This window comes from Candidatus Profftella armatura, from assembly GCF_000441555.1.
Taxonomy (GTDB): domain Bacteria; phylum Pseudomonadota; class Gammaproteobacteria; order Burkholderiales; family Burkholderiaceae; genus Profftella; species Profftella armatura.
In genome coordinates this window covers 46,829-73,042 of sequence record NC_021885.1, presented here as the reverse complement: position 1 = coordinate 73,042, position 26,214 = coordinate 46,829, and the positions used below count along the sequence as shown (strand labels likewise).

At 24.6% G+C, this 26,214-nt stretch carries 18 protein-coding genes and 1 pseudogene; 10 read left to right on the top strand and 9 right to left on the bottom strand.

Annotated features, from left to right (window positions below; translation table 11 throughout):
- Positions 1–46 precede the first annotated feature (46 nt).
- Positions 47–1,036: a malate dehydrogenase gene (locus SSDC_RS00410; protein WP_020915348.1), complete on the top strand. Its 990-nt coding sequence runs from the start codon at positions 47–49 to the stop codon at positions 1,034–1,036.
- A 40-nt stretch (positions 1,037–1,076) separates the two neighbouring features.
- Entirely contained in the window at positions 1,077–3,788 is a 2,712-nt protein-coding gene (acnA, locus tag SSDC_RS00405) for an aconitate hydratase AcnA (RefSeq protein WP_020915347.1), read from the top strand.
- A gap of 3 nt (positions 3,789–3,791) precedes the next feature.
- On the opposite strand, the gene pheT is transcribed toward acnA, so the two are convergent.
- From pheT to SSDC_RS00365, 8 genes are all read right to left on the bottom strand, one after another.
- The gene (gene pheT / locus SSDC_RS00400) at positions 3,792–6,221 is read right to left on the bottom strand and encodes a phenylalanine--tRNA ligase subunit beta (protein WP_020915346.1); all 2,430 of its coding nucleotides are present in this window, start codon (positions 6,219–6,221) and stop codon (positions 3,792–3,794) included.
- Between the two features lie 26 nt (positions 6,222–6,247).
- Entirely contained in the window at positions 6,248–7,264 is a 1,017-nt protein-coding gene (gene pheS / locus SSDC_RS00395) for a phenylalanine--tRNA ligase subunit alpha (RefSeq protein WP_020915345.1), read from the bottom strand.
- A 24-nt stretch (positions 7,265–7,288) separates the two neighbouring features.
- On the bottom strand, positions 7,289–7,657 hold the full coding sequence (gene rplT / locus SSDC_RS00390; RefSeq protein ID WP_020915344.1) for a 50S ribosomal protein L20: 369 nt from the start codon (positions 7,655–7,657) through the stop codon (positions 7,289–7,291).
- A gap of 22 nt (positions 7,658–7,679) precedes the next feature.
- Positions 7,680–7,895 (bottom strand): 50S ribosomal protein L35, encoded by a 216-nt coding sequence (gene rpmI / locus SSDC_RS00385; RefSeq protein WP_420885225.1) that lies wholly within the window; start codon positions 7,893–7,895, stop codon positions 7,680–7,682.
- A 41-nt stretch (positions 7,896–7,936) separates the two neighbouring features.
- Positions 7,937–8,458: a translation initiation factor IF-3 gene (gene infC, locus SSDC_RS00380; protein ID WP_420885228.1), complete on the bottom strand. Its 522-nt coding sequence runs from the start codon at positions 8,456–8,458 to the stop codon at positions 7,937–7,939.
- Between the two features lie 51 nt (positions 8,459–8,509).
- Entirely contained in the window at positions 8,510–10,420 is a 1,911-nt protein-coding gene (gene thrS / locus SSDC_RS00375) for a threonine--tRNA ligase (RefSeq protein ID WP_020915341.1), read from the bottom strand.
- Positions 10,421–10,593: 173 nt separating this feature from the next.
- Positions 10,594–13,092, bottom strand: a complete 2,499-nt coding sequence (locus tag SSDC_RS00370) for a DNA topoisomerase III (RefSeq protein WP_020915340.1) — start codon at positions 13,090–13,092, stop codon at positions 10,594–10,596.
- A 95-nt stretch (positions 13,093–13,187) separates the two neighbouring features.
- Positions 13,188–15,062 (bottom strand): ribonuclease catalytic domain-containing protein, encoded by a 1,875-nt coding sequence (locus SSDC_RS00365; RefSeq protein WP_020915339.1) that lies wholly within the window; start codon positions 15,060–15,062, stop codon positions 13,188–13,190.
- 258 nt (positions 15,063–15,320) lie between these two features.
- Between SSDC_RS00365 and accB the strand changes: the two genes are divergently transcribed.
- From accB to SSDC_RS00335, 6 genes and pseudogenes are all read left to right on the top strand, one after another.
- Positions 15,321–15,806 (top strand): acetyl-CoA carboxylase biotin carboxyl carrier protein, encoded by a 486-nt coding sequence (gene accB / locus SSDC_RS00360; protein ID WP_420885227.1) that lies wholly within the window; start codon positions 15,321–15,323, stop codon positions 15,804–15,806.
- A gap of 91 nt (positions 15,807–15,897) precedes the next feature.
- A complete protein-coding gene (gene accC / locus SSDC_RS00355) occupies positions 15,898–17,241 on the top strand; it encodes an acetyl-CoA carboxylase biotin carboxylase subunit (RefSeq protein ID WP_020915337.1) in 1,344 nt (447 codons plus the stop codon).
- Between the two features lie 162 nt (positions 17,242–17,403).
- Complete coding sequence (gene rplU, locus SSDC_RS00350) at positions 17,404–17,730, top strand: 50S ribosomal protein L21 (protein ID WP_020915336.1); 327 nt, start codon at positions 17,404–17,406, stop codon at positions 17,728–17,730.
- 23 nt (positions 17,731–17,753) lie between these two features.
- The gene (rpmA, locus tag SSDC_RS00345; RefSeq protein ID WP_020915335.1) at positions 17,754–18,011 is read left to right on the top strand and encodes a 50S ribosomal protein L27; all 258 of its coding nucleotides are present in this window, start codon (positions 17,754–17,756) and stop codon (positions 18,009–18,011) included.
- Positions 18,012–18,036: 25 nt separating this feature from the next.
- Positions 18,037–19,035 (top strand): annotated as a pseudogene (obgE, locus tag SSDC_RS00340) (GTPase ObgE); the annotation flags it as partial.
- Positions 19,036–19,081: 46 nt separating this feature from the next.
- Positions 19,082–20,809 (top strand): proline--tRNA ligase, encoded by a 1,728-nt coding sequence (locus SSDC_RS00335; RefSeq protein ID WP_020915333.1) that lies wholly within the window; start codon positions 19,082–19,084, stop codon positions 20,807–20,809.
- A gap of 24 nt (positions 20,810–20,833) precedes the next feature.
- On the opposite strand, the gene ffh is transcribed toward SSDC_RS00335, so the two are convergent.
- Complete coding sequence (gene ffh / locus SSDC_RS00330) at positions 20,834–22,183, bottom strand: signal recognition particle protein (protein ID WP_020915332.1); 1,350 nt, start codon at positions 22,181–22,183, stop codon at positions 20,834–20,836.
- A gap of 268 nt (positions 22,184–22,451) precedes the next feature.
- Here ffh and SSDC_RS00325 point away from each other — a divergent pair, with 268 nt between their 5' ends.
- Entirely contained in the window at positions 22,452–24,965 is a 2,514-nt protein-coding gene (locus SSDC_RS00325; RefSeq protein ID WP_020915331.1) for a ribonucleoside-diphosphate reductase subunit alpha, read from the top strand.
- A gap of 86 nt (positions 24,966–25,051) precedes the next feature.
- Entirely contained in the window at positions 25,052–26,119 is a 1,068-nt protein-coding gene (locus tag SSDC_RS00320) for a ribonucleotide-diphosphate reductase subunit beta (RefSeq protein ID WP_020915330.1), read from the top strand.
- Positions 26,120–26,214 lie beyond the last annotated feature (95 nt).

Here is a 26,214-nt window from a genome sequence, read left to right as displayed (position 1 = left end):
ATAAAATTAATAATATTTAAAAATTTTCAATTTTGGAGTTTTAGATATGCTTAAAAAACCAGTACGAATTTCTATTACAGGTGCAGCAGGTCAAATTGGTTATAACATTATATTTCGTATTGCTAATGGAGATCTTTTAGGTAAAGATCAGCCAATAATTTTACAATTACTTGAGGCATCAAATAAAAAATCACAAAAAGCAATTAAAGGTGTGATCATGGAAATTGAAGATTGTATTTTTCCATTATTAGTAGATGTTAGTGTGCATGAAAATCCAATAACAGCTTTTAAAGATGCAAATATTGCTATATTAATTGGTTCTTTTCCTAGAAAAAGTAATATGGAACGTTCCGAGTTATTAGCTATTAATTCTTCTATTTTTATTGAACAAGGAAAAGCATTAAATTCTGTTGCTTCACGCGATGTTAAGGTTTTAGTTGTTGGAAATCCTGTCAATACCAATACATATATTACAATGAAATCAGCTCCAGATTTATCCTATAAAAATTTTACAGCCATGTTACGTCTTGATCATAATAGAGCAATAGCAAAATTAGCATCCAAACTAAATGAACCAGTCTCATCTATTAAAAAAGTATTTGTTTGGGGTAATCATTCTTTATCTATGTATCCTGACTATCGTTATGCAACAGTTAATGGGGTACTTATTAGAGATATGATTAACAATAATTCCTTCTGGAATAAAAATGTTTTTTTACCGGCTATTAGCAGACGAGGAGAAGAAATTATCTCTATTAGAGGAGCTTCATCAGCTGCATCAGCTGCATCAGCAGCTATAGATCATATAAAAGATTGGATTTTTGGAACAGAGAATTGGGTTACAATGGGAATTCCTTCAGATGGTTCTTATAATGTACCCAAAGATATAATATTTGGTTTTCCAGTAAAAATTAAAAATAGTAAATACAAAATTATTCAAAATTTAGAAATTGATAAATTTTCTCGAAAGAAAATTAATCTTTCTATTGAAGAATTAAAAAATGAAATTTTAAGCATTAGTCATCTTATACGTTAATTTTTTAAAATTATTTTATCAATGTTAATAGAAAGCTATTATGTTTCATAAAAAAACTATCCTAAAAGAATTTCAAATTTCTGAGAATAAAAAGGGTAAATTTTATTCATTACCAGATTTAGAAAAAAAATTTAATATTAATATTTCTCGTTTACCTGTATCGATTAGAATTATATTAGAATCAATAATACGTAATTATGATTGTAAAAAAATTACTGAAGAATATATTTATGAATTAATGAATTGGAAACCTAAAGATTTAAGAATAAAAGAATTACCATTAATAGTTACACGTATTTTATTGCAAGATTTTACAGGTATACCACTTTTAACAGATTTAGCTGCTATGCGTAGTATAGCTAAAAAAATAAATAAAAATCCTAAAAAAATTGAACCATTAGTTCCTGTAGATTTAATAGTTGATCATTCTATTCAAGTTGATTTTTTTAGAGAAAAAAAATCTCTAGATTTAAATATGCAATTAGAATTTAAACGAAATAAGGAGCGATATCAATTTATAAAGTGGGGTATGCAAGCTTTTAATAAGTTTAATGTAATACCACCTGGATTTGGTATTGTTCATCAAATTAATTTAGAGTATTTATCTCGTGGAATATTAAATAAAGATAATATTTATTATCCAGATATAATAGTAGGCACTGATTCTCATACTACTATGATTAATAGTATAGGCGTAATTGGTTGGGGAGTTGGGGGTATTGAAGCAGAAGCTGGTATGCTAGGTCAACCAATTTATTTTTTAATACCAGATGTAATAGGGGTTAATTTAATAGGTAAATTAAATAAAGGAGTGACAGCAACAGATCTTGTACTTACAATAACTAAATTACTGAGAAAAAAAAATGTAGTTGGGAAATTTGTAGAATTCTTTGGGGATGGAGTAAAATCTTTATTATTACCTGATAGAGCAACTATTAGTAATATGGCTCCAGAGTATGGCGCTACAATTGGATTTTTTCCTGTAGATAAAATAACTGTTAATTATTTTTATAATACAGGTCGTAATAATTTAGAAATTAAGGCATTTGAAAGTTATTTTAAATCTCAAAAATTATTTGGTATCCCAAAGATAGGAGAAATAGATTATACAGATATTATCACATTAAATCTCGATAATGTTTCACCATCATTATCTGGACCAAATCGCCCCCAAGATCTTATTAAATTAAATAATGTTAAAAAAAAATTTACTGAATTATTAATTAAACCAACCTTTAAAAATGGCTTTAATAAAGATATTAATGAATTAAATAAAATATATATTACTAAAAATGGAATTAAAATTAAAAATGGAGATATATTAATTGCTGCAATTACTTCATGCACAAACACATCAAATCCTAATTTAATGTTATCTGCTGGGTTATTAGCCAAAAAAGCAGTAAAATTTGGTTTAGAAATTTCACCAAAAATAAAAACATCATTTACACCAGGATCTAGAGTAGTTACTGAATATTTAAATAATTCTGGTTTACTTTTATATTTAGAAAAATTAGGTTTTAATATTGTTGCTTATGGTTGTGCTACTTGTATTGGGAATTCTGGAAAAATTAAATCTCAAATAGAAGAAATTATTATCAATAATAACATAATAACATCATCTATATTATCAGGAAATCGAAATTTTGAATCACGAATTCATCCAAGTATTTATGCAAATTTTTTAGCTTCTCCTCCATTAGTAATAGCTTATGCTATTGCTGGAAATATATTAGTTGATCTTACAATAGAACCATTAGGAATAGATAAAAATGGTAAAAAAATTTATTTAAATGATATTTGGCCATCTACTGAGGAAATTAATTCTTTAGAAAAATTTACATTAAATAAAAATTTATTTTACTTTAATTATAAGAATATTAAAAATAATCCTGGAAAATTATGGAGCAATATTAGCGATACTGTAATTGATAATATTTATAATTGGCCAATTTCAACATATATTTCTCAACCTCCATTTTTCAATAATTTTAAATTAAAGTTTGAATATTTTCCAAAAAACATTAAAGGAGCAAGAGCATTATGTATATTAGGAGATTCTATAACTACCGATCATATTTCTCCAGCGGGATTAATTGAGGAATCTAGTCCAGCAGGAAAATGGTTAATTAATAATGGTGTTTTAAAAGATGAATTTAATTCTTATGGGTCTCGTCGTGGAAATCACGAAGTTATGATTCGAGGTACTTTTTCTAATAAACGTATAAAAAATTTAATAACAATTTTGGGTAAAAATAATACACAAATAGAAGGTGGATTTACATATTATCAACCTAGTGGTGAAAAAATGTCAATTTATGATGCTGCTATGAAATATATTTCTAATAATATTTCTACTATCATATTTGCTGGCAAAGAATATGGAACAGGATCATCACGTGATTGGGCGGCTAAAGGCACGAAATTATTAGGAGTAAAAATGGTAATTGCTCGCTCCTTTGAACGTATTCATCGCGCAAATTTAATAGGAATGGGTATATTACCATTACAGTTTTTAAATAATGATAGTATACAATCTTTAAATATCACAGGTAATGAATACTTTGACTTAAAAGGAATTTCAAAAAAAATTAAACCATTAGAAAAAATAGATTTTATTATTTATAGAAAAAATGGGAAAAAAATAAAAAAAATAAAATTATTATTACGTATCGACACTCCAATGGAAATTAAATATTATCAAAATGATGGTATTTTACCATTTGTATTACGTGAATTATTAAATTCATAAAAATTAATTTCGTAATTTTGCATTAAAATTTTTACAAACAGAATTAATTAACGCATTAATTGCATTATTTATAATATTATTTTTTAAAGTTTTTTTAGGATCTTGTAGTATACACCTAAAAGCAAAACTTTTTTCATTGTCTTTTAGTTTTTTTCCACAATATTTATCAAATAATGAAATAGATTGTATTATAAAGCAATTTGAATTATTATTTTTTTCAAAAAACATAGTATCCATTACGTCCTGTAAATTAATATTCTTATTAAAAATAAATACTATGTCACGAACAACATTAGGAAATTTAGATATTTGAATATAATTTGGTATTTGACGTTTTTGTAATTCTAAAGCATCCACCTCAAAAAATATTGGCGCTAATGGTAAATCATACTTTTGCTGTAATATTGGATGAATTTCTCCTATAAAACCAATATTTTTTGTTTTTTTAAATATAAGAGCTGATCGATTTGGGTGTAAAATAGAATTATTAATTTTTAAAAAATTTAATTTTATAGGAAAAAATAAATTTTCCAAATCATTTTTTAAATCAAAATAATCAATATTACGATTTTCCTCCCCCCACTGAGGTTCTAGTAGTGGGCCATAAGCAATAACTGCTATTTTTTTTAATTCTTTATAACCTGATACAGTAAATGGACTATCTTTAATGAATTTATCATGTAAATAAACATTAGCAATTTCAAATAAACGAATGCGCTCTAATTTTCTTTTTAAGTTATAACATATATTATTAACCAAACTACCAATAAGAGTTGATCGCATTGTATTAAATTTCTTAGAAATTGGATTCAATAATTCAATTGGGTAATTATTAATATTTTGAGAAAAATCTTTTTCTAAAGAATCTTCAATAAAACTATAATTTATAACCTCTTGATAGTCCGCAAAAGCCAGTTGATGTCTAATAGAAAATAACGATTGATATCCTTCTTTTATTGGGGAAATTTTAGAAACAGTAATAGGTAACGATATAGGAATATTTTCAAATCCATAAATTCTTATAATCTCTTCAATAATATCTTCTTCAATTTCAAGATCAAATCTATGCGCAGGTGGAATAACTAAAAAAATATTATTTTTTTGAATAAAATGAAATTTTAAGCGTATAAAAATATTAGAAATTTCTTGATTTGTTAATTTAATACCTAAAATTTTAATAACACGCTCTGATCGAACTTTAATTTCTTTTCTAACTGGTATATTTATAATTTGATCATCTATTTGAGATATTTTTGATGATGATGTCCCACAAATTTCAATAATTAAATTAGTAACACGCTCTAAGCATTTTATAGTTTTACTAAAATCAATACCTCGTTCAAAACGATATGATGATTCAGTAACAAGATTATAGTGATTAGATTTTCCACGAATTGAATTAGGCCACCAAAACGCAACTCCTAAATATATATCTTTTGTATTTAAAGTTACAGACGCATCAAATCCATTGATAATACCAGATAATGATATTATCTTAAAATTATCAGAAATAATTCCAATATTTTTATCAATCTTAATGATTAAATCATTAGATATTTTAATAGTTTCTCCGATATTTCCCCATCTTATATTTAATTCACCGGAAATTTTAGATAAATCAAATATATTAATAGGAATTCCTAATTCTAACATTACGTAATTTGTAATATCATGTAATACGGAAACAAGTTTTTGCCCGCTATCTTCAAGTCGTATTTTCATCCATTTAGGAGTTAATGCTTTAGGATTTATTCCACGAATAATTCTTCCAGAAAAACGACCACATAAATCTATTGCTGATATTTTAACCGGCAAAATTTCTTTATAATTTGGTAAAGTAATTTTAGTATTTAATAACTTTAATGGAGTATTACTTAATATAGATATTTCGCGCGCTATTCCAAGTAAAGATAAACAATCACCTCTATTGGGGGTTAATTTAATAACAAATTTTAAATTATTAAATTTATAATAATCATAAAAATTTTTTCCAATAGGCGCATCTTCTGGTAATTCAAATAAATATTTATTTTTATTATTTATTTTTAAATCATATTCAGAGCATAATAATCCATATGATTTTATCTTATATTTTTTTTCTATATTAATTATAAAAGATTTTTTTTTATTAATACATAATAATGACGATCCAATTATAGCGCATGGAACCTTTAATCCAACACGGATATTAGGTATATTACAAACAATATCTAAAATATTTTTATAAGTATCAACCTTACAAATATTAAAATTATCTATATCAGGATGTTTAATGATATTTATTATTTTACCAATTATTATTTTAGAAAAAATTGGTATGTTTGTTTCTATTTTTTCTGTTTCTAATCCAGACATTGTTAATAAATTTGCTAGATCATTAGAAGACAATTTTGGATTAATTATTGTACGTAACCAATTTTCTGGAATTTGCATTGTTAAAATTTTTATTTAATGTAAAATTAAGTAAATTGTTTTAAAAAATTAATATTGCCCTTATAAAATAAACGTAAATCATTTATACCATAACGTAACATAGTTAATCTTTCTAACCCTGATCCAAAAGCAAATCCAATATATTTCTCAGGATCTAAATTCATATTACACAAAACCTTTGGGTTTACTTGTCCCGCACCAGAAATTTCTAACCAATTACCTTTTAATGGACCATCTTGAAAAACAATATCAATTTCTGCAGATGGTTCTGTAAAAGGAAAATAAGAAGGTCTAAAACGAATTTGTATGTTATCTGATTCAAAAAAAACACGTATAAAATTTAAATAAACACCTTTTAAATCTGAAAAACTAATATTTTTATCAATCCACAATCCTTCAATTTGATGAAACATTGGAGAATGAGTTGAATCACTATCAATACGATATACACGACCAGAAGTAATTACTTTAATTGGCGGTTTATTAATTTTAGAATAACGAATTTGCATAGGACTAGTATGTGTACGTAATAATGGTTTATTATTACTAACGTATCTGTTTTTAATATAAAAAGTATCGTGCATTGAACGAGCTGGATGATTTTTTGGGCTATTTAATGCAGTAAAATTATTAAAATCTGTTTCAATTTCAGGTCCATCTGTTATATCAAAACCAATAGAATAGAAAATTTTTTCAATACGTTCTAAGGTACGCATAATTGGATGTAACCCGCCTTTATTTTTACCTCTTCCCGGTAATGTTATATCAATTTTATTAGTTTTTAACGATACTTTTAATTGTTTTTTTTTTAAAATATCACGATGAATATTAAGTTCTTTTTTAATGTTTATTTTTATAGAATTAATAATTTCACCATATCTTTTTCGTTCATTTATAGAAATATTTTTAATATTTTTTATATATTGAGTTAATTTACCGTTTTTACCAAGATAATAAGATTTTGCATTTTCTAAAGAAGAAATACTTACTGCGGTAGAAAAATCAATTTTAGCTTGTATGAGAAGTTTTTTTAATTCATTCATATCAATAAATAATAAATTATTAATTTAGAAAGCTTTATTAGTTAAATTTTCCTTTATTTGATTAACAATAGAAGAAAAAACTAATTTATCTGTAATAGCTATACTAGCTAATAATTTACGATCTAACTGAATAGAAGATTTTTTTAAACCATTCATAAATGTATTATAAGTCATCTTATGTTCTCGAACCGCAGCATTGATACGAGAAATCCATAATGATCTAAATACACGTTTTTTATTACGTCGATCACGATAAGCATATTGCATAGCATGCATGACCGCTTGTTTAGCAACACGATATACAGAATTTCTACGACCAAAATAACCTTTTGCTTGTTTTAAAACCTTTTTATGGCGCGCACGCGCTGTTACTCCACGTTTTACTCTAGGCATAATATATTTTCCTTATAACACGTTAAGAATTTGGCATCATAGCTCGTACAGACGCTATATTGCTCTTATGAACAGATGCTAATCCACGTAATTTACGTTTCACTTTAGTGGATTTTTTTGTTAAAATATGACGTTTAAAAGCTTGTCCACGCTTAATAACACCACCAGTACGTATAAAAAAACGTTTTTTTGCGCTACTTTTCGTTTTTATTTTAAACACAGAAAATAACTCCTTCATTGTAATTTTTATTTAATTTTATTAATATTATAAATATTAATTTATTTTTTTTTTCTTGGAGATAAAATCATTATCATTTGACGCCCCTCTATTTTAGGAAATTGTTCAATTTGAGAATATAATTCTAAATCTGATTTTATACGCTCAAGCACACGAAATCCAATATCTTGATGAGACATTTCACGTCCTCTAAAACGTAATGTAATTTTAACTTTATCTCCTTCTTCTAAGAATCTAATTAAATTACGTAATTTAATATTATAATCACCTTCATTTATACATGGTCTAAATTTAACTTCTTTAATCAAAATAACTTTTTGTTTCATTTTTACTTCATGTGCCTTTTTTTTCTCTCTATATTTAAATTTACCATAATCCATAAGACGCGCCACAGGAGGTTTTGCGAAAGGAGCTATTTCAACTAAATCAACGTTTTCTTTTTCAGCTAAATAAAAAGCCTTTTCTAAAGTAACAATACCTAATGGTTCATTTTTTATACCAGATAAACGTAATTCTGGAGCTATAATTTCCCGGTTAATACGATGTTTAGGTCTATCTATAATTATTTCTCTCTCCTATTAAATTTTAAAATTTTAAAAATAATTTAATTCTTCTTATAAATATTTAGTATTTATTTCATTTGTTAGGCGAATAACTAACATATCAATTGACATAATACCAAGATTAATATTACCTCGCGCACGAACAGTTATTTTATTTTCACAAAGCTCTTTATTACCGACTATTATTATATATGGTAATTTTTCCAAAGAGTGTAATCGTATTTTATAAGCAATTTTTTCATTACGCAAATCTACTTCAACTCTAAATTTTTTACTTTTTAAAAAATTAAATACTTTTTTAGCATATTCAATTTGTTCTTTAGAGATATTGAGTATCATAACTTGTATTGGAGCTAACCATACAGGCATAGCTCCAGAATAATTTTCAACAAGAATTGCGATAAAACGTTCTAATGATCCAATAATAGCTCTATGTAACATAACTGGTGTTTTACGAGTATTATTTTCTGCTATATACTCCGCTCCAAGACGATGTGGCATAGAAAAATCAATTTGTATAGTTCCGCATTGCCATGAACGTCCAATTGAATCTTTTAAATGATATTCAATTTTTGGTCCATAAAACGCTCCTTCTCCTGGGAATTCTTCCCATGTAACTCCAGAGCTACTAATTGCCTCACGTAATGAATTTTCTGCTAAATCCCAAATATTATTTTCACCTATTCTTTTATTCGGACGTAAAGCTAATTTTATTTTTATTTTTTTAAAACCAAACTCATTATATACCTTATGTACTAGCTCATTAAATACAACAATTTCATTTTTAATTTGGCTTTTTGTACAAAAAATATGCCCATCATCTTGAATAAAACTTCTTGTTCGCATCATCCCATGTAAAGAACCAGATGATTCGTTACGATGACACTGACCAAACTCACCAAAACGTAATGGTAAATCACGATAACTATGAAAATTAGAATTATAAATTTGAATATGTCCAGGACAATTCATTGGTTTTAATGCATAAAAACGATTTTCTGATTTTGTCGTAAACATGTTATCTTTATAATTTTCCCAATGACCAGTTTTTTTCCATAATGAAAGATCTAACATTTGTGGTGTTTTAATTTCTTTATAACCATTATATTTATATATTTTTCTCATATATTTTTTTATTTCTTGTAATATAATGTACCCTTTTGGATGCCAGAATATTAAACCAGGACTTTCTTCTTGAAAATGAAATAAATTTAATTGCTTTCCTAACTTACGATGATCTCTTTTTTCTGCTTCCTTTATCATATGTAAGTATATTTCTTGATCTTTTTTTGTAGACCAAGCTGTTCCATATATTCTTTGTAACTTTTTATTTTTTTGATTACCCTTCCAATAAGAACCTGCTAATTTTATCAATTTAAATATTTTTAATTTTCCTGTTGAGAAAACATGAGGTCCACGACATAAATCAACAAAAGAACCAATACTATATAGGGATATCTCTTGATTATTAGGAATTAAATTAATAATTTTTTTTTTAAACTGTTCATTAACAGAATCAAAATATGCAATTGCTTTATCACGAGTTATAATTTTTTTTAAAAAAAGTTCATTTTTTTGGGAAAGTTCAATCATTTTTTTTTCAATTAATATTAAATCTTCTTTTGTAAAAGAACGTTTATATAAAAAATCATAATAAAATCCATTTTCTATTACCGGTCCAATTGCTATTTGAGAATCAGGAAATAAATTTTTAACTGCATAAGCCAATAAATGTGCTGTTGAATGACGAATTATATTTAATCCAATATTATCTTTTTCTGTTATTATAATTAAATTCACATCATGATCAATTACATAAGATAAATCTACTAATACACCATTTAATTTACCAACTATAGCTGTTTTAGCTAAATTTACACTAATATGAGAAGCAACATCTAAAACTGTTATAGGTTTAGAAAATTGCAGCTTTAATTCATTTGAAATTTGAATTGAAATCATAATATTTTAGAACAATCTTGTAATTTTACAATTTTTACTATAGTTTTTAGAATTTGATAAACAAAAATTTTAATAAAATAATTGGATTTTTGTAAAAAAAAGTACTTGAAAAAAATTTTTTTATCAGAATAATTAAATCTATTTAAATTGAATTTATAGATATTAAATTTAAATTAATTTTTATTTTTTTCAAACTCAAATGAAATTTTTCCATTTTTATCTTTGACAAGAAAAGCCTTAAATGAACGCTTGGTACGCTGAGATATAAAACCAGTTAATAAATCAGTCTTGTTTTTATTAAGTAATTTAATTATTTGATCGGGAAGAATTTCTTTTTCTAAAATAATACGATTACTACGAAAATTACATTTTTTTAATTTTTTAAAAAAATTTTCACAAGAATAAATTAATCCAATTTCATATACATTTCCATTACATATTGGACATTTTCCTAAAATATTTTTTTTTTTAAAATCAAATAAATAATTATTATTAATATTATTATTTTTTTCAAAATCAAATTCTAATTTATAATTTTTTATTTCAGTGTTATATACAATTTTAATCATTGCAGAAAATATTCTGCCACTTTTTGATCGAAAACCATTTAATGGGCCTATAATATGATTAGTTAATAATTTTTCAATTTCAAAAATTTCAAATTGACGATTAGCTAAAATTTTATTTATTGAAAAAATACAAAAAATACACGAAAAACTATGATAATTTTCTCTAATAATTCCTTTACAATTTGGGCATATTGAATTTAATGTTATATAATTTCCTGGAATTGTATTACAATTGTATTCCTTAGCTCTTTTAACAATAATTCTAGCCATATTTTTAATTTCACACATAAATTCTTCTCGACTAATATTTCCTTTTTCTATTTGCTTTAATTTATATTCCCATTCTCCAGTTAATGCTGGATCAGTTAATTCATTAATACCAAGCCCACGTAATAAAATCATTAACTGAAAAGCTTTAGCTGTTGGTATTATTTTTTGAAACTCTCTTAATAAATACTTTTCACTAATTAAACCTTCTATAATAGAAGCACGTGTAGAAGAAGTCCCTAATCCTTTTTCTGTCATTGCATCACGAAATTCTTCTAAATTAATTAATTTCCCAGCTCCTTCCATTGCTGATAATAATGTAGCTTCTGTATATCGAGCAGGAGGAGTTGTAGTTAACATATTTACTTTCATTAAATCAACTTTTACTTTTTTTAGTTTAATTATATTAAGTAATTCATTATTTTTTTTTATATTTTTATTATTTATTTTGTTATCATAAACTATCAACCACCCAGAATTAATTATTATTTTTTGTTGACTTTTAAAATAATTTTCTTTAATTTTAGTAAAACAGGTTATTTCCTGAAATTCAGAAACTGGAAAAAATATTGCTATAAAACGACGCATAATTAAATCATAAATTTTATATTCTAAATCTGATGCTTTTTTAGGTAACAATTTTGTAGTAGGAATAATTGCAAAATGATCACTAACTTTAGAATTATTAAAAATACGTTTATTCTTTAAAAAATACCATTTTTTATTCAAAATTTTTTTTGTAAATTTTTGATAATTTTTATGCTCACTATGTGATAAAAAAACTTTTTCAATATAATATTTATAATCTTCTGGTAAGTAACATGAATCAGTTCTTGGATATGTTATAACTTTATACTTTTCATAAAGTTTTTGTACTAAATTCAAAGTATTTTTAGCCGAAAAACCAAATCGACAATTAGCTTCACGCTGTAAACTTGTTAAATTAAATAAAAGAGGCGCTTTTAATTTAATTAATTTAATTTTCCCAGTAACAATTCCTTTTTTTTTAATACAATTGGATATAATTGATTTTGCAGTTAATTTATCCCACAATCGTTCAGGTTTTTTTTCTAAATCTAGATTATTTTTTTTGTATTTATAGTCTATCCATTTTCCTTCATAAATAATTTTCATATTATTTTCTGGATTAAAACTAATAAAAGTAGCTTTTATTTCCCAAAAATTTTTCGGTATAAATTTTTTTATTTTTTCTTCTCTAGTAACTACAATTGATAAAGTAGGTGTTTGTACTCTACCTACAGTTGTTAAATAAAATCCACCATTTTTTGAATTAAAAGCAGTCATAGCACGTGTTCCATTAATACCTATTAACCAGTCAGCCTCACTACGACTGCGGGCGGCATCTGCTAATAATAACATATCACTATCTTTCTTTAGATTAGCGAAACCGTCTCGAATTGCACTTGATGTCATAGATTGTAACCATAATCGTTTTATAGGTTGTTTTGCATGTGTATAGCTTACAATCATACGAAAAATTAATTCTCCTTCTCTACCGGCATCACAAGCATTAATTAATTCAACAATATCTTTACGTTTAATTAAAAGATGTAATAATTCTAATCTAGACTTAGTTTTAATAATTGGATTTAAAATAAAATTTGATGGAATTATTGGTAAATTTTTAAAAGTCCACTTGTTATATTTTGTATTATATTCCTTGGAAACAGAAATTTTTAATAAATGACCAATTGCTGATGAAAGTACATAACGATCAGATTCAAAATATTCATCATATTTTGTGAATCCACCTAATGTTTTAGCTATATCGCATGCAACAGAAGGTTTTTCTGCAATAATAAGAATTTTATTCATAAATATATATTTTAAAAAATATTTAATCTTATTATTTTTATTAATTTATATAATATATTTTAGAATTCATTTTTAATTTTTAAAATTATTATAACTCATAATAATTTAGCCTCAATAGTTAAATTAATTTCATCTATATATAATAAATTCAACTTAACTTGCGCGCCTTGTATCAACTTTTGACCAGGTAAACGAATTACTAAAGGTAAATTTAATAACTGAACAATTTCATTTTTAATAACAGTTGCTTGAATTAATTTAATTTTATTTTGTAATAACCAACGTAAACACCAATAACGTTCCATTTTTTTTTGAAAATAAGAATAACTAGAATTTAATTTATCAAATGATGATATAATATCAAATAAATCTGTATCACCAAATTCAAAGGATGCTTGTATAGGTATTTTTTTATATTTTATACATGACAATATTTGCCATTGATTAACTAAATCTATATATCTTCTTAATGGTGAAGTACTCCAGGCATATTGATTAACACCCAGTTCTTTATGAGGAGCAGGATGCGTTATCATACGAACTTGTGTTTTTGATGTATACTCGCTTTCTCCTTGTGCGCGATAAACTCCAGGAATATTATGATTAGAAATTAATTTACCCCAATTGGTATTAGCAAAAATCATTAATTCTGATATAATTTTATTAATTGATTTGTCTCTTTTATAAGAAGTAATGGTTACTATATTATTTTTAATAGAAAAATTAAAATCAATTTGATCACTTTTTTTTGATTGTAAACCAAAATATTTTCGTTTAATCATTCGTTTCTTTTCAAGAACTTTTGCCCATTTCCATAATATTGAAATATCATTTTTATGTGGATAATTACCTTCACCAGAATTTAATATTTCTTCTGTTAATGAGTTTAAATAATTATTCCTCAAATTAGATACAATATAAACCATTTCTACTCGAGTTTCTGTAGAAATTAATGACCAATCTATTGGATTTAATATTGAATAAAGAGATAATGCGGCACGAGTTTTTCCCTCATTTAAACTAAATTTATTAATTATATTACTGGGTAACATAGTGATTTTATTTCCAGGAATATATATACTTGACATGCGTTCTCGTATAAAATTATCGATTAAATCGTTACGTTTTATACATAAACCTGGAGCAGCAATATGTATTCCTATTTGAATTTTTCCACACGAAAGTTTAACAACTGACAAAGCATCATCAATTTCAGTAGTTGAAGCATCATCAATAGAAAATGCGCGTATATTATCAGCTACAGGTAATTTTGGTAAATTAGATATAATTAAATCTGGAAATGTAATACCGTTTGGAAAAAAATGAAATAAAAAATTTTTATAATGTAATTGTTCAGTTGATTTAATTATTCCATAATCAATCATCAAACGTTCTGGAGATATTTGTAATTCTCTACTCACAATATTTAATGCCTTATATTCTATACTATTTTTATCTGGTTTAAATAGCAACTGTAAAGCCAGATCTTGTATTCTATCTGGTATTTCCTTATTTTTTAATTTACTAATATATTCATTTTGTAATTTTATTTGTAATTTTTTTTTTTCTAAATGAATTTTAGTTGTCTTTAATAATTCTCTAGGTACCGCTTTATAATATCCTTTCCCTTTTTTATAAAAATAAATAGGAGAATTATGTAAACAAAATAATAAACTAGCTGCCTCATATGATAATGGAGTATGCCCGAAATATTCTATACCTAGATCAAAAAAGTAAAATTTCTTTGTTCCAACAATTTCCCATAAAAAATTAAGATCAATTTCATTAGCTAATAATTTTGCTTTTTTAATTAATTGATCTGGATTTGGGGTGGAAAATCGTAACAAAATATCACTATTTTTTACTTTAATATGTCGACCAGAAATTATTTTAACTTGATAAAAATTACCATTCTGAGAAAAAATTGTACCAACTTTAAAGGTACCATATTTTTCAAAAAGTAAATTCATAATCTATTTCCGTTATTATTAAATAAATATAAATTTATAATCAATTTATAATTCAATGGGATTTAAATTTATATTCATACACATCTGTTTCTATGATAACATCCAATATAAAATATATATTTTTTAAAATTTTAAAGTATTTAAAGTTAAAATATAAGATTTAAAAAATTAAAATATAAGATTTAAAAAAATAAATAATTTTTAATTTTATTTTAAAATATATTTTTTTTATTTCAAAATTTATAAAATTACTTAGGAATTGAAATGGATTTAAAAAAATTAAAATCACTTATTGATCTTGTGGCAAAATCTAATATTAAGGAATTAGAGATAACAGAAGAAAAAAATTATATTCGTATTATTAAAGAATCCACAAAGTTGCATGATAAAATATTAATGTTAAAATCAAAAAATTTATCAGATGAAAAATGTAACTTTATAAACTCAGAAAAACAAAATATATCAGTATTGAGTACCGATAAATTACAAATAAATGATACAAAAAATTATATAGTTAAATCACCTATGGTTGGAACTTTTTATCGATCATCATCACCTAATTCTATCCCATTTGTTGAAATTGGAACTGAAGTTAAAATTGGAACAACATTATGTATTATTGAAGCAATGAAATTATTAAATGAAATTAATTCAGAAAAAAAAGGAATTATTGAAAAAATTCTTGTTGAAAATGGACAGTCTGTTGAATTTGGTCAACCACTATTTATTTTAAAATTAATTTAATATAAATTATTAAACTAAAATTTTTAAAAAATTCACATTCAAATTTTTTAAAAAATACTTATTACTTTAAAAGAAATACTTATTACTAAATATGTTTAAAAAAATACTTATTGCTAATCGCGGAGAAATTGCATTAAGAATCCAGCGAACATGTCAAGAAATGGGAATTAAAACAGTTGTAGTACATTCAGAGATAGACCGTAACACTAAATGCGTTAAATTAGCTGACGAATCAATATGTATAGGTTCGAATAAACCTATATTTAGTTATATGAATATACCAGCAATTATTAGTGCAGCAGAAATCACAAATTCAGAAGCAATCCATCCTGGATATGGTTTTTTATCTGAAAATTCTAATTTTGCAGAATGTATTGAAAAATCTGGTTTTATTTTTATTGGACCAAATTATAAATCTATACGTATGATGAGTAATAAATTATCAGCTAAACAAATTATGAATGAAATGAATATACCTTGCGTACCAGGATATAATAAAAAATTATCCAAAAATCCACAGGAAATTATAAATATTGCACGTACTATTGGTTATCCTGTAATTATTAAATCTAGTGGAGGGGCAGGAGGAAGAGGAATGCGTGTTATATATAACGAAAATGATATAGTAAATGCAGTTAATATCACTAAATCAGAATCTGAATCTACATTTGGTAACTCTGAAGTATACATAGAAAAATACTTAAAAAATCCGAGACATATAGAAATACAAATCTTATGTGATAAATATAAAAATGCAATTTGGCTTGGTGAACGAGATTGTTCAATGCAAAGACGAAATCAAAAAATAATTGAAGAAGCTCCAGCAATTGGAATTTCAAGAAAAATTATTGAAAAAATTGGCGAACTTTGCATTAATGCTTGTAAAAAAATAAATTATTATAATGCAGGGACATTTGAATTTTTATATGAAAATGAAAATTTCTATTTTATAGAAATGAATACTCGTATACAAGTTGAGCATCCAGTAACAGAATTTATTACTGGAATTGATATTGTTAAAGAACAAATTCGTATTGCTGCAGGTAAAAAATTAAAATATAATCAAAAAGATATCAAATTTAAAGGACACGCAATTGAATGTCGAATTAATGCTGAAGATCCATTAAATTTTATACCATCACCTGGATATATTAAAAATTGGCATTCACCTGGGGGGGCAGGTATTCGTATTGATTCTCATATTTATTCCGGTTATCATGTTCCATCTATTTATGATTCAATGATCGCAAAAATAATTACTCATGGATTAACTCGTGAACAAGCAATTTGTAGAATGAAAATAGCTTTATCAGAAATAATTATTGAAGGAATAAATACTAATATTTCTTTACATAAAAAAATAATGATAGACGATAATTTCATAAAGGGCGGGATAAATATTAATTACTTAGAACAAACATTATCTAAAAATTAAAAATAAATTTTTGGAATATTGCCTTTAAAAGAACTTTTTGACTTAGAATTAAAATATATATAAAATATTTTTTTTATATAATTATATAAAAATTTATATAAAATTAATCAATTTTTAAAAAATTTTACAAACTAAATTTTACAAACTATAAGGTTTTCTTTTATGTATGCGGTAATTAAAACCGGAGGTAAACAATATAAAGTTACCAATAATGAAAAACTTAAAATAGAAAAAATATCTGTAAATGTTGGAGAAAAAATAATCTTAAATCAAATACTCGCTATATATACAGATAAAAATATTATTTTAGGTAAACCATTAATTTCTGATGCTACAATTTCAGCTATTGTATTAGCACAAAACCGTTTTAAAAAAATTAAAATTTTTAAAATGAAAAGACGTAAACACTATCGAAAAAATAAAGGTCATCGACAAAATTATACAGAAATAAAAATTATTTCTATAAATTATGATAAAAAAATAAATTAAAAAAATAACATTAAGGAATTTTTATGGCACATAAAAAGGGAGGAGGTACAACTCGAAATGGAAGAGACTCGCAATCTAAGCGATTAGGCATTAAAATTTATGGAAATCAAATAATTAACCCAGGAAATATTATTGTTCGTCAACGGGGAACAAAAGTACATGCAGGAAAAAATGTTGGAATTGGAAGAGATCACACTTTATTTTCCTTAATTAAAGGTAAGGTATTTTTTTTAAAACATGGCAAGAAAAAAAAACAATTAGTTACAGTCGTAAAAATTTAATTATTTTAAATTTTATTTTATTTTTATGAAATTTATAGATGAAGCTAAAATTCAAGTAATTGCCGGAGATGGAGGAAATGGTATTATTAGTTTTTGTCGAGAAAAATATCGTCCATTTGGAGGTCCTAGTGGTGGAGATGGGGGGAAAGGAGGTTCAATTTGGGCAATAGCTGATCGTAATGTAAACACATTAATTGAATATTCTTTTTCCAGGCAAAAAAAAGCAAAAAATGGAGAAAATGGAAGAAGTAATGCATGCCATGGAAAAAATGCAAAAGATATATTTCTTCGTATGCCAATTGGTACTTTAATTATTAACTATAAAACTGGAAAAAATATTGCTGAACTTGTTAGAGATAAACAAACTATATTACTAGCCAATGGGGGTAAAGGGGGAAAGGGAAATATTCACTTCAAATCCTCGATTAATAGAGTGCCATACAAAAAAAGTAATGGAGTTAAGGGAGAACATAAAGAATTAAAATTAGAGCTTAAAATTTTAGCAGATGTTGGTTTATTGGGTAGACCAAATTCTGGTAAATCAACATTTATTTCTGCTGTTTCAAATGCACGTCCTAAAATTGGTAACTATCCATTTACAACACTAAATCCAAATCTTGGCGTGGTAAATATTAATTATAATAATTTTACTATAGCAGATATACCTGGATTAATTAAAGGATCTTCATATGGAGCCGGTCTTGGTATCCAATTTTTACGTCATCTACAACGTACAAAATTACTTTTACACATTATTGATGTATCATTATTTAAAAATAAAATTAATTTAATTCAAGAAATTAATGAAATAACACAAGAATTAAAAAATTATAATGTTTCACTATTTAAAAAACCTCGTTGGATTATATTAAATAAAATTGATATTCTTTCTGAAAAAGAAAAAATAAAATATTTAGAAAATTTTGTTGATTATTTTAAATCAAAAAATAAAATCTTTAAAATTTCTGCATTAACACATACTGGTTGTTCTGAATTAATTTTTGAAATTTTTAATTATTTATCTAAACTTACTTCATAAAAATAAGTTACATAACAAAATTTAAAATGATATGCGTGCTTCTATTTTTTTTATTTCTACTCTCAAGGAAACTGTCTCCGGAAATAATGATGTAATTAGTTATAAACTAATGATACGTTCTGGAATGATTAAAAAAATTAGCTCTGGAATTTATACTTATATGCCTATTGGTTTAAGAGTTATTCATAAAATTCAAGAAATTATTAGAAAAGAGATGAATAATTCTGGTTCCATTGAATTATTAATGCCAATTATGCAGCCCATTGAATTATGGAAAAAAAGTGGTCGTTATGAAAATATAAATTCAGATTTTATAAAAGTAAAAGATAGATATAATCGTAATTTTATTATTCAACCCACTTCTGAAGAAGTCATAACAAACATTATTTGTAATGAGATACATAGTTATAAACAATTACCAATTAATTTTTATCATATTCAAACTAAATTTCGAGATGAAATTCGTCCTAGATTTGGATTAATTCGTAGTAGAGAATTTATAATGAAGGATGCATATTCATTTGATTGTGATCTAAAAAGCATGAAATTTTCATATCAAAAAATGTATAACACTTATATACGTATTTTTAAAAAATTTGATTTGAAATTCTTTATAGTAGAAGCTAATAATGGAGAAATTGGAGGATCTATTTCGCATGAATTTCATGTTATATCAAAAACAGGAGAAGATATAATTGCATATTGTCCAGATTCAAATTATGCCGCTAATATTGAAACAGCAAAAAGTATGTATAATTTAAAGATAAATAAACCTACTAAAAATTTAAAATTAATTAATATACCATCAAATAAATCTACTTTTAAAAAAATAATAAATTTTTTAAAATTTCCATTATCAATGATAATTCGATCAATTGTATTAATAATAAATACTAATTTATATACTCAAAAAATTTGTATATTATTATTAAGAAGTGATCATCAATTAAATGATATAAAAATAAGAAAAATAAATGGATTACAAAATTATCGTTTTGCTTCTGAATCTGAAATTATTAATATATTCGGAGTATCTTCAAATTATTTAGGTCCACTTTATATTAAACCAGAAATACGTATTATTGCTGATTATAGTGTAATTTTTATGAATGATTTTGCATGTGGGGCAAATAAAATTAATTTTTATTATACTGGTGTTAATTGGAATCGTGATTTACCGAAACCAGAGATAAAAGATATTCGTAATGTTACAGAAGGAGACTTATCTCCAGATGGTAAAGGTTTGTTAAAAATTACACGTGGAATTGAAATAGGCCATATTTTTCAATTAGGTACGATATATTCAGATAAAATGAAGGCTTCTTATTTAGATAAAAATGGAAAATTTAAATCAATTCAAATGTGTTGTTATGGTATAGGTATAACACGCGTTATGAGCGCAGTTATTGAACAAAATTTTGATAATAATGGCATAATTTGGCCACAATCAATAGCACCTTTTGAGGTAGTATTATGTCCAATTGGTTATCATAATAATGAAATAATTAAAAATAAAACAAATTATTTATATAATACATTAATAGAAGCAAATATTGATGTTATACTAGATGATAGAAAAGAAAGAATAGGAAAGGTATTTGCTGACTGGGAATTAATTGGTATTCCACACAGAATTATAATAAGTAATAATACTATAAAAAATGAAACAGCTGAATATCAAGAAAGAAGAAATAAAAAAACAATATTTGTTCCAATAACTGATATATTAAAATTTATACTTTCTAAACTTAAAAAATAAAAATTTAAAAAATTAATTCAAACTTTAACTAATATATTTTTTTATATTACGAATAATTTTCATAATACTATTTCCTTTAATTTTTTGCATTATATTTTGCATTTGTTTAAACTGTATTAACATTTGGTTAATTTCTTGTACATTAACACCAGCCCCGGCAGCTATACGTTTTTTTCTTTTTGCTTTTATAGAGTCTGGTTTTTTACGCTCATATAAAGTCATTGAATTAATAATTCCTTCAATTCTTTTTATTTGTTTTTCTGTTTTATCTATATCATGTTTATTTGTTTTTTTTTGAATATAATATGGTAATTTTTCTATTAAAACATTTAATCCTCCCATTTTTTTCATTTGTATTAATTGCGCTTTAAAATCATTAAGATCAAATATTTCTTTATTTTTACTTTCTATTTTCTTTGAAGAAATTTTATTAATATTTTCTTTAGCGCTATTAATTAATGATAAAATATCACCCATACCTAAAATACGATTAGTCATACGAATAGGATCAAATTTTTCTAATCCATAAATTTTTTCAGATATTCCAATAAACTTAATAGGTTTTTTAATAATATACTGAATAGATAAAGCAGCCCCTCCCCGAGCATCTCCATCTAATTTAGTAAGAATAATACCAGTGAGAGTTAACATATTATTAAAAATTTTTGCATGATTAAGAGAATCTTGTCCTAACATACAATCTACTATTAATAGAGTTTCAACTGGTTGCGCTATTTTATAGATTAAATTTATTTCATTTATCATTTTTTTATCAATACCTACTTGACCTGGAGTATCAATAATTAAAACATCATAATTGTTAATCTTAGCATAATTTAAAGCAGAATTTACAATATCAACAGAATTATTAGTATTTATACTAGGAAAAAAATCAGAACCAGATTCTAACGTTACTATTTTTAACTGATTAATAGCGGCTGGTCGATAAATATCTACTGAAACAGTTAATATTTTTTTTTTCTTTTTTTGTAAATATTTTGATAATTTACCAATACTCGTAGTTTTACCACTACCTTGTAAACCTACTACTAATATTACAGAAGGAAAGGGGGGTAAAAGATTTAACTTAAAATATTTTTTATCTAAATTAGCTCCCATTATATGGGATAATTCATATTGAACTAAATTAACTAAAGATTGTCCAGGGGTTAAAGAATATAAAATTTCTTTTCCAATAGATTTTTTTCTAATATTAGAAATAAATTCTTTTATAACCGGAAGGGATACATCTGCTTCTAATAATGAAATACGAATTTCACGAAACATATTTTCAGTATTATCCTTAGTTAATCGTACTTCCCTTCTCATTTTTTTAATAATATCAGATAAACGTTCAGTAAGATTTTTAAACATAATTAGCAACTTATATAAAAGTAATATAAAATGTATTTTATATAAAATTTTTAAAAATTAATACTATTAGTCTAATTTTCAAAAAATAAAATTTAAATAAAATTTTAAATTTTAATAATTTAAATTTTAATAAAAAATATTTTATTAATTATTAATATGCAATACTAAATATTATATTCAATATCTAAATTTTTTATATAATTAATTTATATTTAAAAAAATAAATAAAACTAATTTAAAACATTTTTAACTAATTTAAAGTAAAAAAATGACTATTAATTTAAAGGAGATAAGTAAACAAGATGTTATTTTTAGCAAAAATATAATGGAAAAAGAAATTTATATAATAAAAAATGATAAATCTTGTTTACTTGATATGAAATTACTTCGCAAGTTTATATGTTCAGCGTGCATAGGATTAGAAAAAGAAGTGAATATAAATTTAATTTTATCAGAAACAAAAAAAAATTTATATAATGGAATTTCTATAAAAGAACTACATAAATCATCAATTTTAGCAACACGTACATTAATGGAAAAAGATCCAGTTTATAGTCAAGTAACAGCCCGTTTATTAATGTATTGTATTCAAAAAGAAGTTTTTGGAAAAGAAATAAAACAAATTGATATACCAATAAAATATAAAGAATATTTTTCAAAATTTATCAATAAAGGGATTGATAATAAATTACTTAATCCAAAATTAGCAGAATTTAATCTATCATTACTTTCTAATGCATTATTACCCGAAAGAGATTTACAATTTAATTATCTTGGTTTAAAAATTTTATATGATAGATATTTTTTGCATATTGAAGGTATACGTATTGAAATGCCACAATTTTTTTTTATGCGTATAGCTATGGGATTATCATTGAATGAATCTAATCGTGAAAAATGTGCAATAAAATTTTATAATTTACTTTCTTCATTTAATTTTATGTGCTCAACACCCACTTTATTTAATTCCGGAACTATACGCTCGCAATTATCTTCATGTTATTTAAGTACTGTTCCTGATGATTTATATGGTATTTTTGAATCCATTAAAGAAAATGCTTTATTATCAAAATATGCAGGAGGATTAGGAAATGATTGGACACAAGTACGTTCTTTAGGTTCTCCTATTAAAGGAACAAATGGGCGTTCGCAAGGAGTAATACCCTTCTTAAAGGTAGTTAATGATGTTGCTGTAGCTGTAAATCAAGGAGGAAAACGTAAAGGAGCTATATGTGCTTATTTAGAAACTTGGCACATGGATATTGAAGAATTTATTGAACTACGAAAAAATACAGGAGATGATCGAAGAAGAACTCATGATATGAATATAGCTATTTGGGTTCCAGACTTATTTATGAAACGTGTAATAAAAAAAAGTACATGGACTTTATTTTCACCATACGATGTTCCTGATTTACATAATAAATTTGGTAAAGAATTTGAAGAATCTTATATTTTATATGAAAATCAAACAAAACTTGGTAAAATAAAATTATTTAAGAAAATTTCAGCTTTATATTTATGGCGTAAAATATTATCTATGTTATTTGAAACAGGTCATCCATGGATTACTTTTAAAGATGCTTGCAATATCCGATCTCCCCAACAACATGTTGGAATAATTCATAGCTCTAATTTATGTACTGAAATTACATTAAATACTAGTAAAAATGAAATAGGAGTTTGTAATTTAGGTTCAATAAATCTTACATTACATATGAAAAATGGTAAATTAGATCCTATTAAATTAAAAAAAACAATTCGTATAGCAATGAGAATGTTAGATAATGTAATTGATATTAATTATTATGCAGTCAAAAAAGCAAAATATTCAAATTTACGTCATCGTCCCGTTGGATTAGGTATCATGGGGTTTCAAGATTGCTTACATATAATGAAAATCCCGTATTCATCAAAAGAAGCTATTAAATTTGCTGATCAATCAATGGAAATGATTTGTTATTATGCTTATTATGCTTCCACTGAATTAGCAGAAGAAAAAGGTCGTTATAGTTCATATGATGGATCTTTATGGGATCAAGGTATTCTTCCTCAAGATTCATTAAAATTATTAGAAAAAGAGCGTGGATCAAAATATTTAAAAGTAAATATGTCAGAAAGTCTTAATTGGAAAAAATTAAGAAATCGTATTAAAAAATTTGGTATGCGAAATTCAAATTGTGTTGCAATTGCTCCTACAGCAACAATATCAAATATTATTGGGGTATCAGCGTCTATTGAGCCTACTTATCGAAATTTACATATTAAATCAAATTTATCTGGAGAATTTACAGAAATTAATAGATATTTAGTAAAAGAATTAAAAAAAAAAGGTCTTTGGGATGAATCTATGATAGCTAATCTTAAATATTTTGATGGTAATTTATCTCAAATTAGTCGCATTCCTGATGATTTACGAAAAATTTATGCAACAGCATTTGAAATTTCTCCAAATTGGATAATAGAAGCTGGTTCAGTGCGACAAAAATGGATAGATCAATCACAGTCATTAAATATTTATATATCTAATAAATCTGGTAAGAAATTAGATGAAACTTATAAATTAGCTTGGTTACGTGGATTAAAAACAACTTATTATCTTCGTTCAATAAGTGCAAATTATGCAAAAAAATCAAATTTTGAAATGGGTATAGATTCCGTAAATCTTGATGAAATATCTATAAAAGGATATAATAAAAATTTACAAGAAATAAAAAATAATAAAAAATGCTTAATAAATTCAGAAATAAATGATGTTAATGAATGCGAATCATGTCAATAAAATATAAAAATTTAATTTTTTAAAAATAAAAAATTATCAAAATTATATAATAACAAGTATATTTTTATAAAATAAAATAAAATCAAATGTCAATAAAACTTAATAATAAAAAAAAACCATTAAAAATTAATTCTTTTGAAAGAATTAATAAAATTAATAAACAAATAATTAATGGGCATACCGACGTTAATCAACTTGTCCCTTTTAAATATAATTGGGCGTGGGATAGATATTTATCTAGCTGCGCAAATCATTGGATGCCACAAGAAATTAATATGCAACGTGATATTGAATTATGGAAAAATCCAATTGGATTAACAGAAGAAGAAAGACGTTTAGTTAAACGAAATCTTGGTTTTTTTTCTACAGCTGATTCATTAGCCGCTAATAATATTGTATTAGGTACATATCGTCACATTACAGCACCAGAATGTAGACAATATCTATTACGTCAAGCATTTGAAGAAGCAATACATACACACGCATATCAATATATTGTTGAATCATTAGGATTAGATGAATTAGAAATTTTTAATGCATATCATGAAATTAAATCTATTCGAGACAAAGATGAATTTTTAATTCCATTTATTGATGTATTAACTGATTTAAAGTTTAAAACTGGAAATACAAAAAATGATCAAAAACTATTAAAATCACTTATTGTTTTTGCATGTATCATGGAAGGACTTTTTTTTTATGTGGGTTTTGTTCAAATTTTAGCATTGGGTCGTCAAAATAAAATGATTGGTTCGTCAGAATTATACCAATATATTTTACGTGATGAATCAATGCATTGTAATTTTGGTATTGATTTAATTAATACCATTAAAATGGAAAATCCAAATTTATGGACCACAGAATTTTGCAAAGAAATAGAACAATTATTTTTAAAAGCAATAGAATTAGAATATTATTATGCAGAAGACACTATGCCAAAAGGAATATTAGGATTAAATGTGAAAACATTTAAAAGTTATTTACGTTTTATTGCAAATTGTCGAATGAAACAAATTGGAATAAAACAAATTTTTCCATATGAAAGAAATCCTTTTCCGTGGATGAGTGAAATGATTCATATAAAAAAAGAATCTAATTTTTTTGAAACAAGAGTGATGGAATATCAATCGGGCGGAACTCTAGATTGGGAATGAGATTATAGATAAATTTTTAAACAATAAATATCGTGAGACTTAATTTCAAATAATTATAAAAAGCTACATTTAGTAGCTTTTTATTATGTAAATTA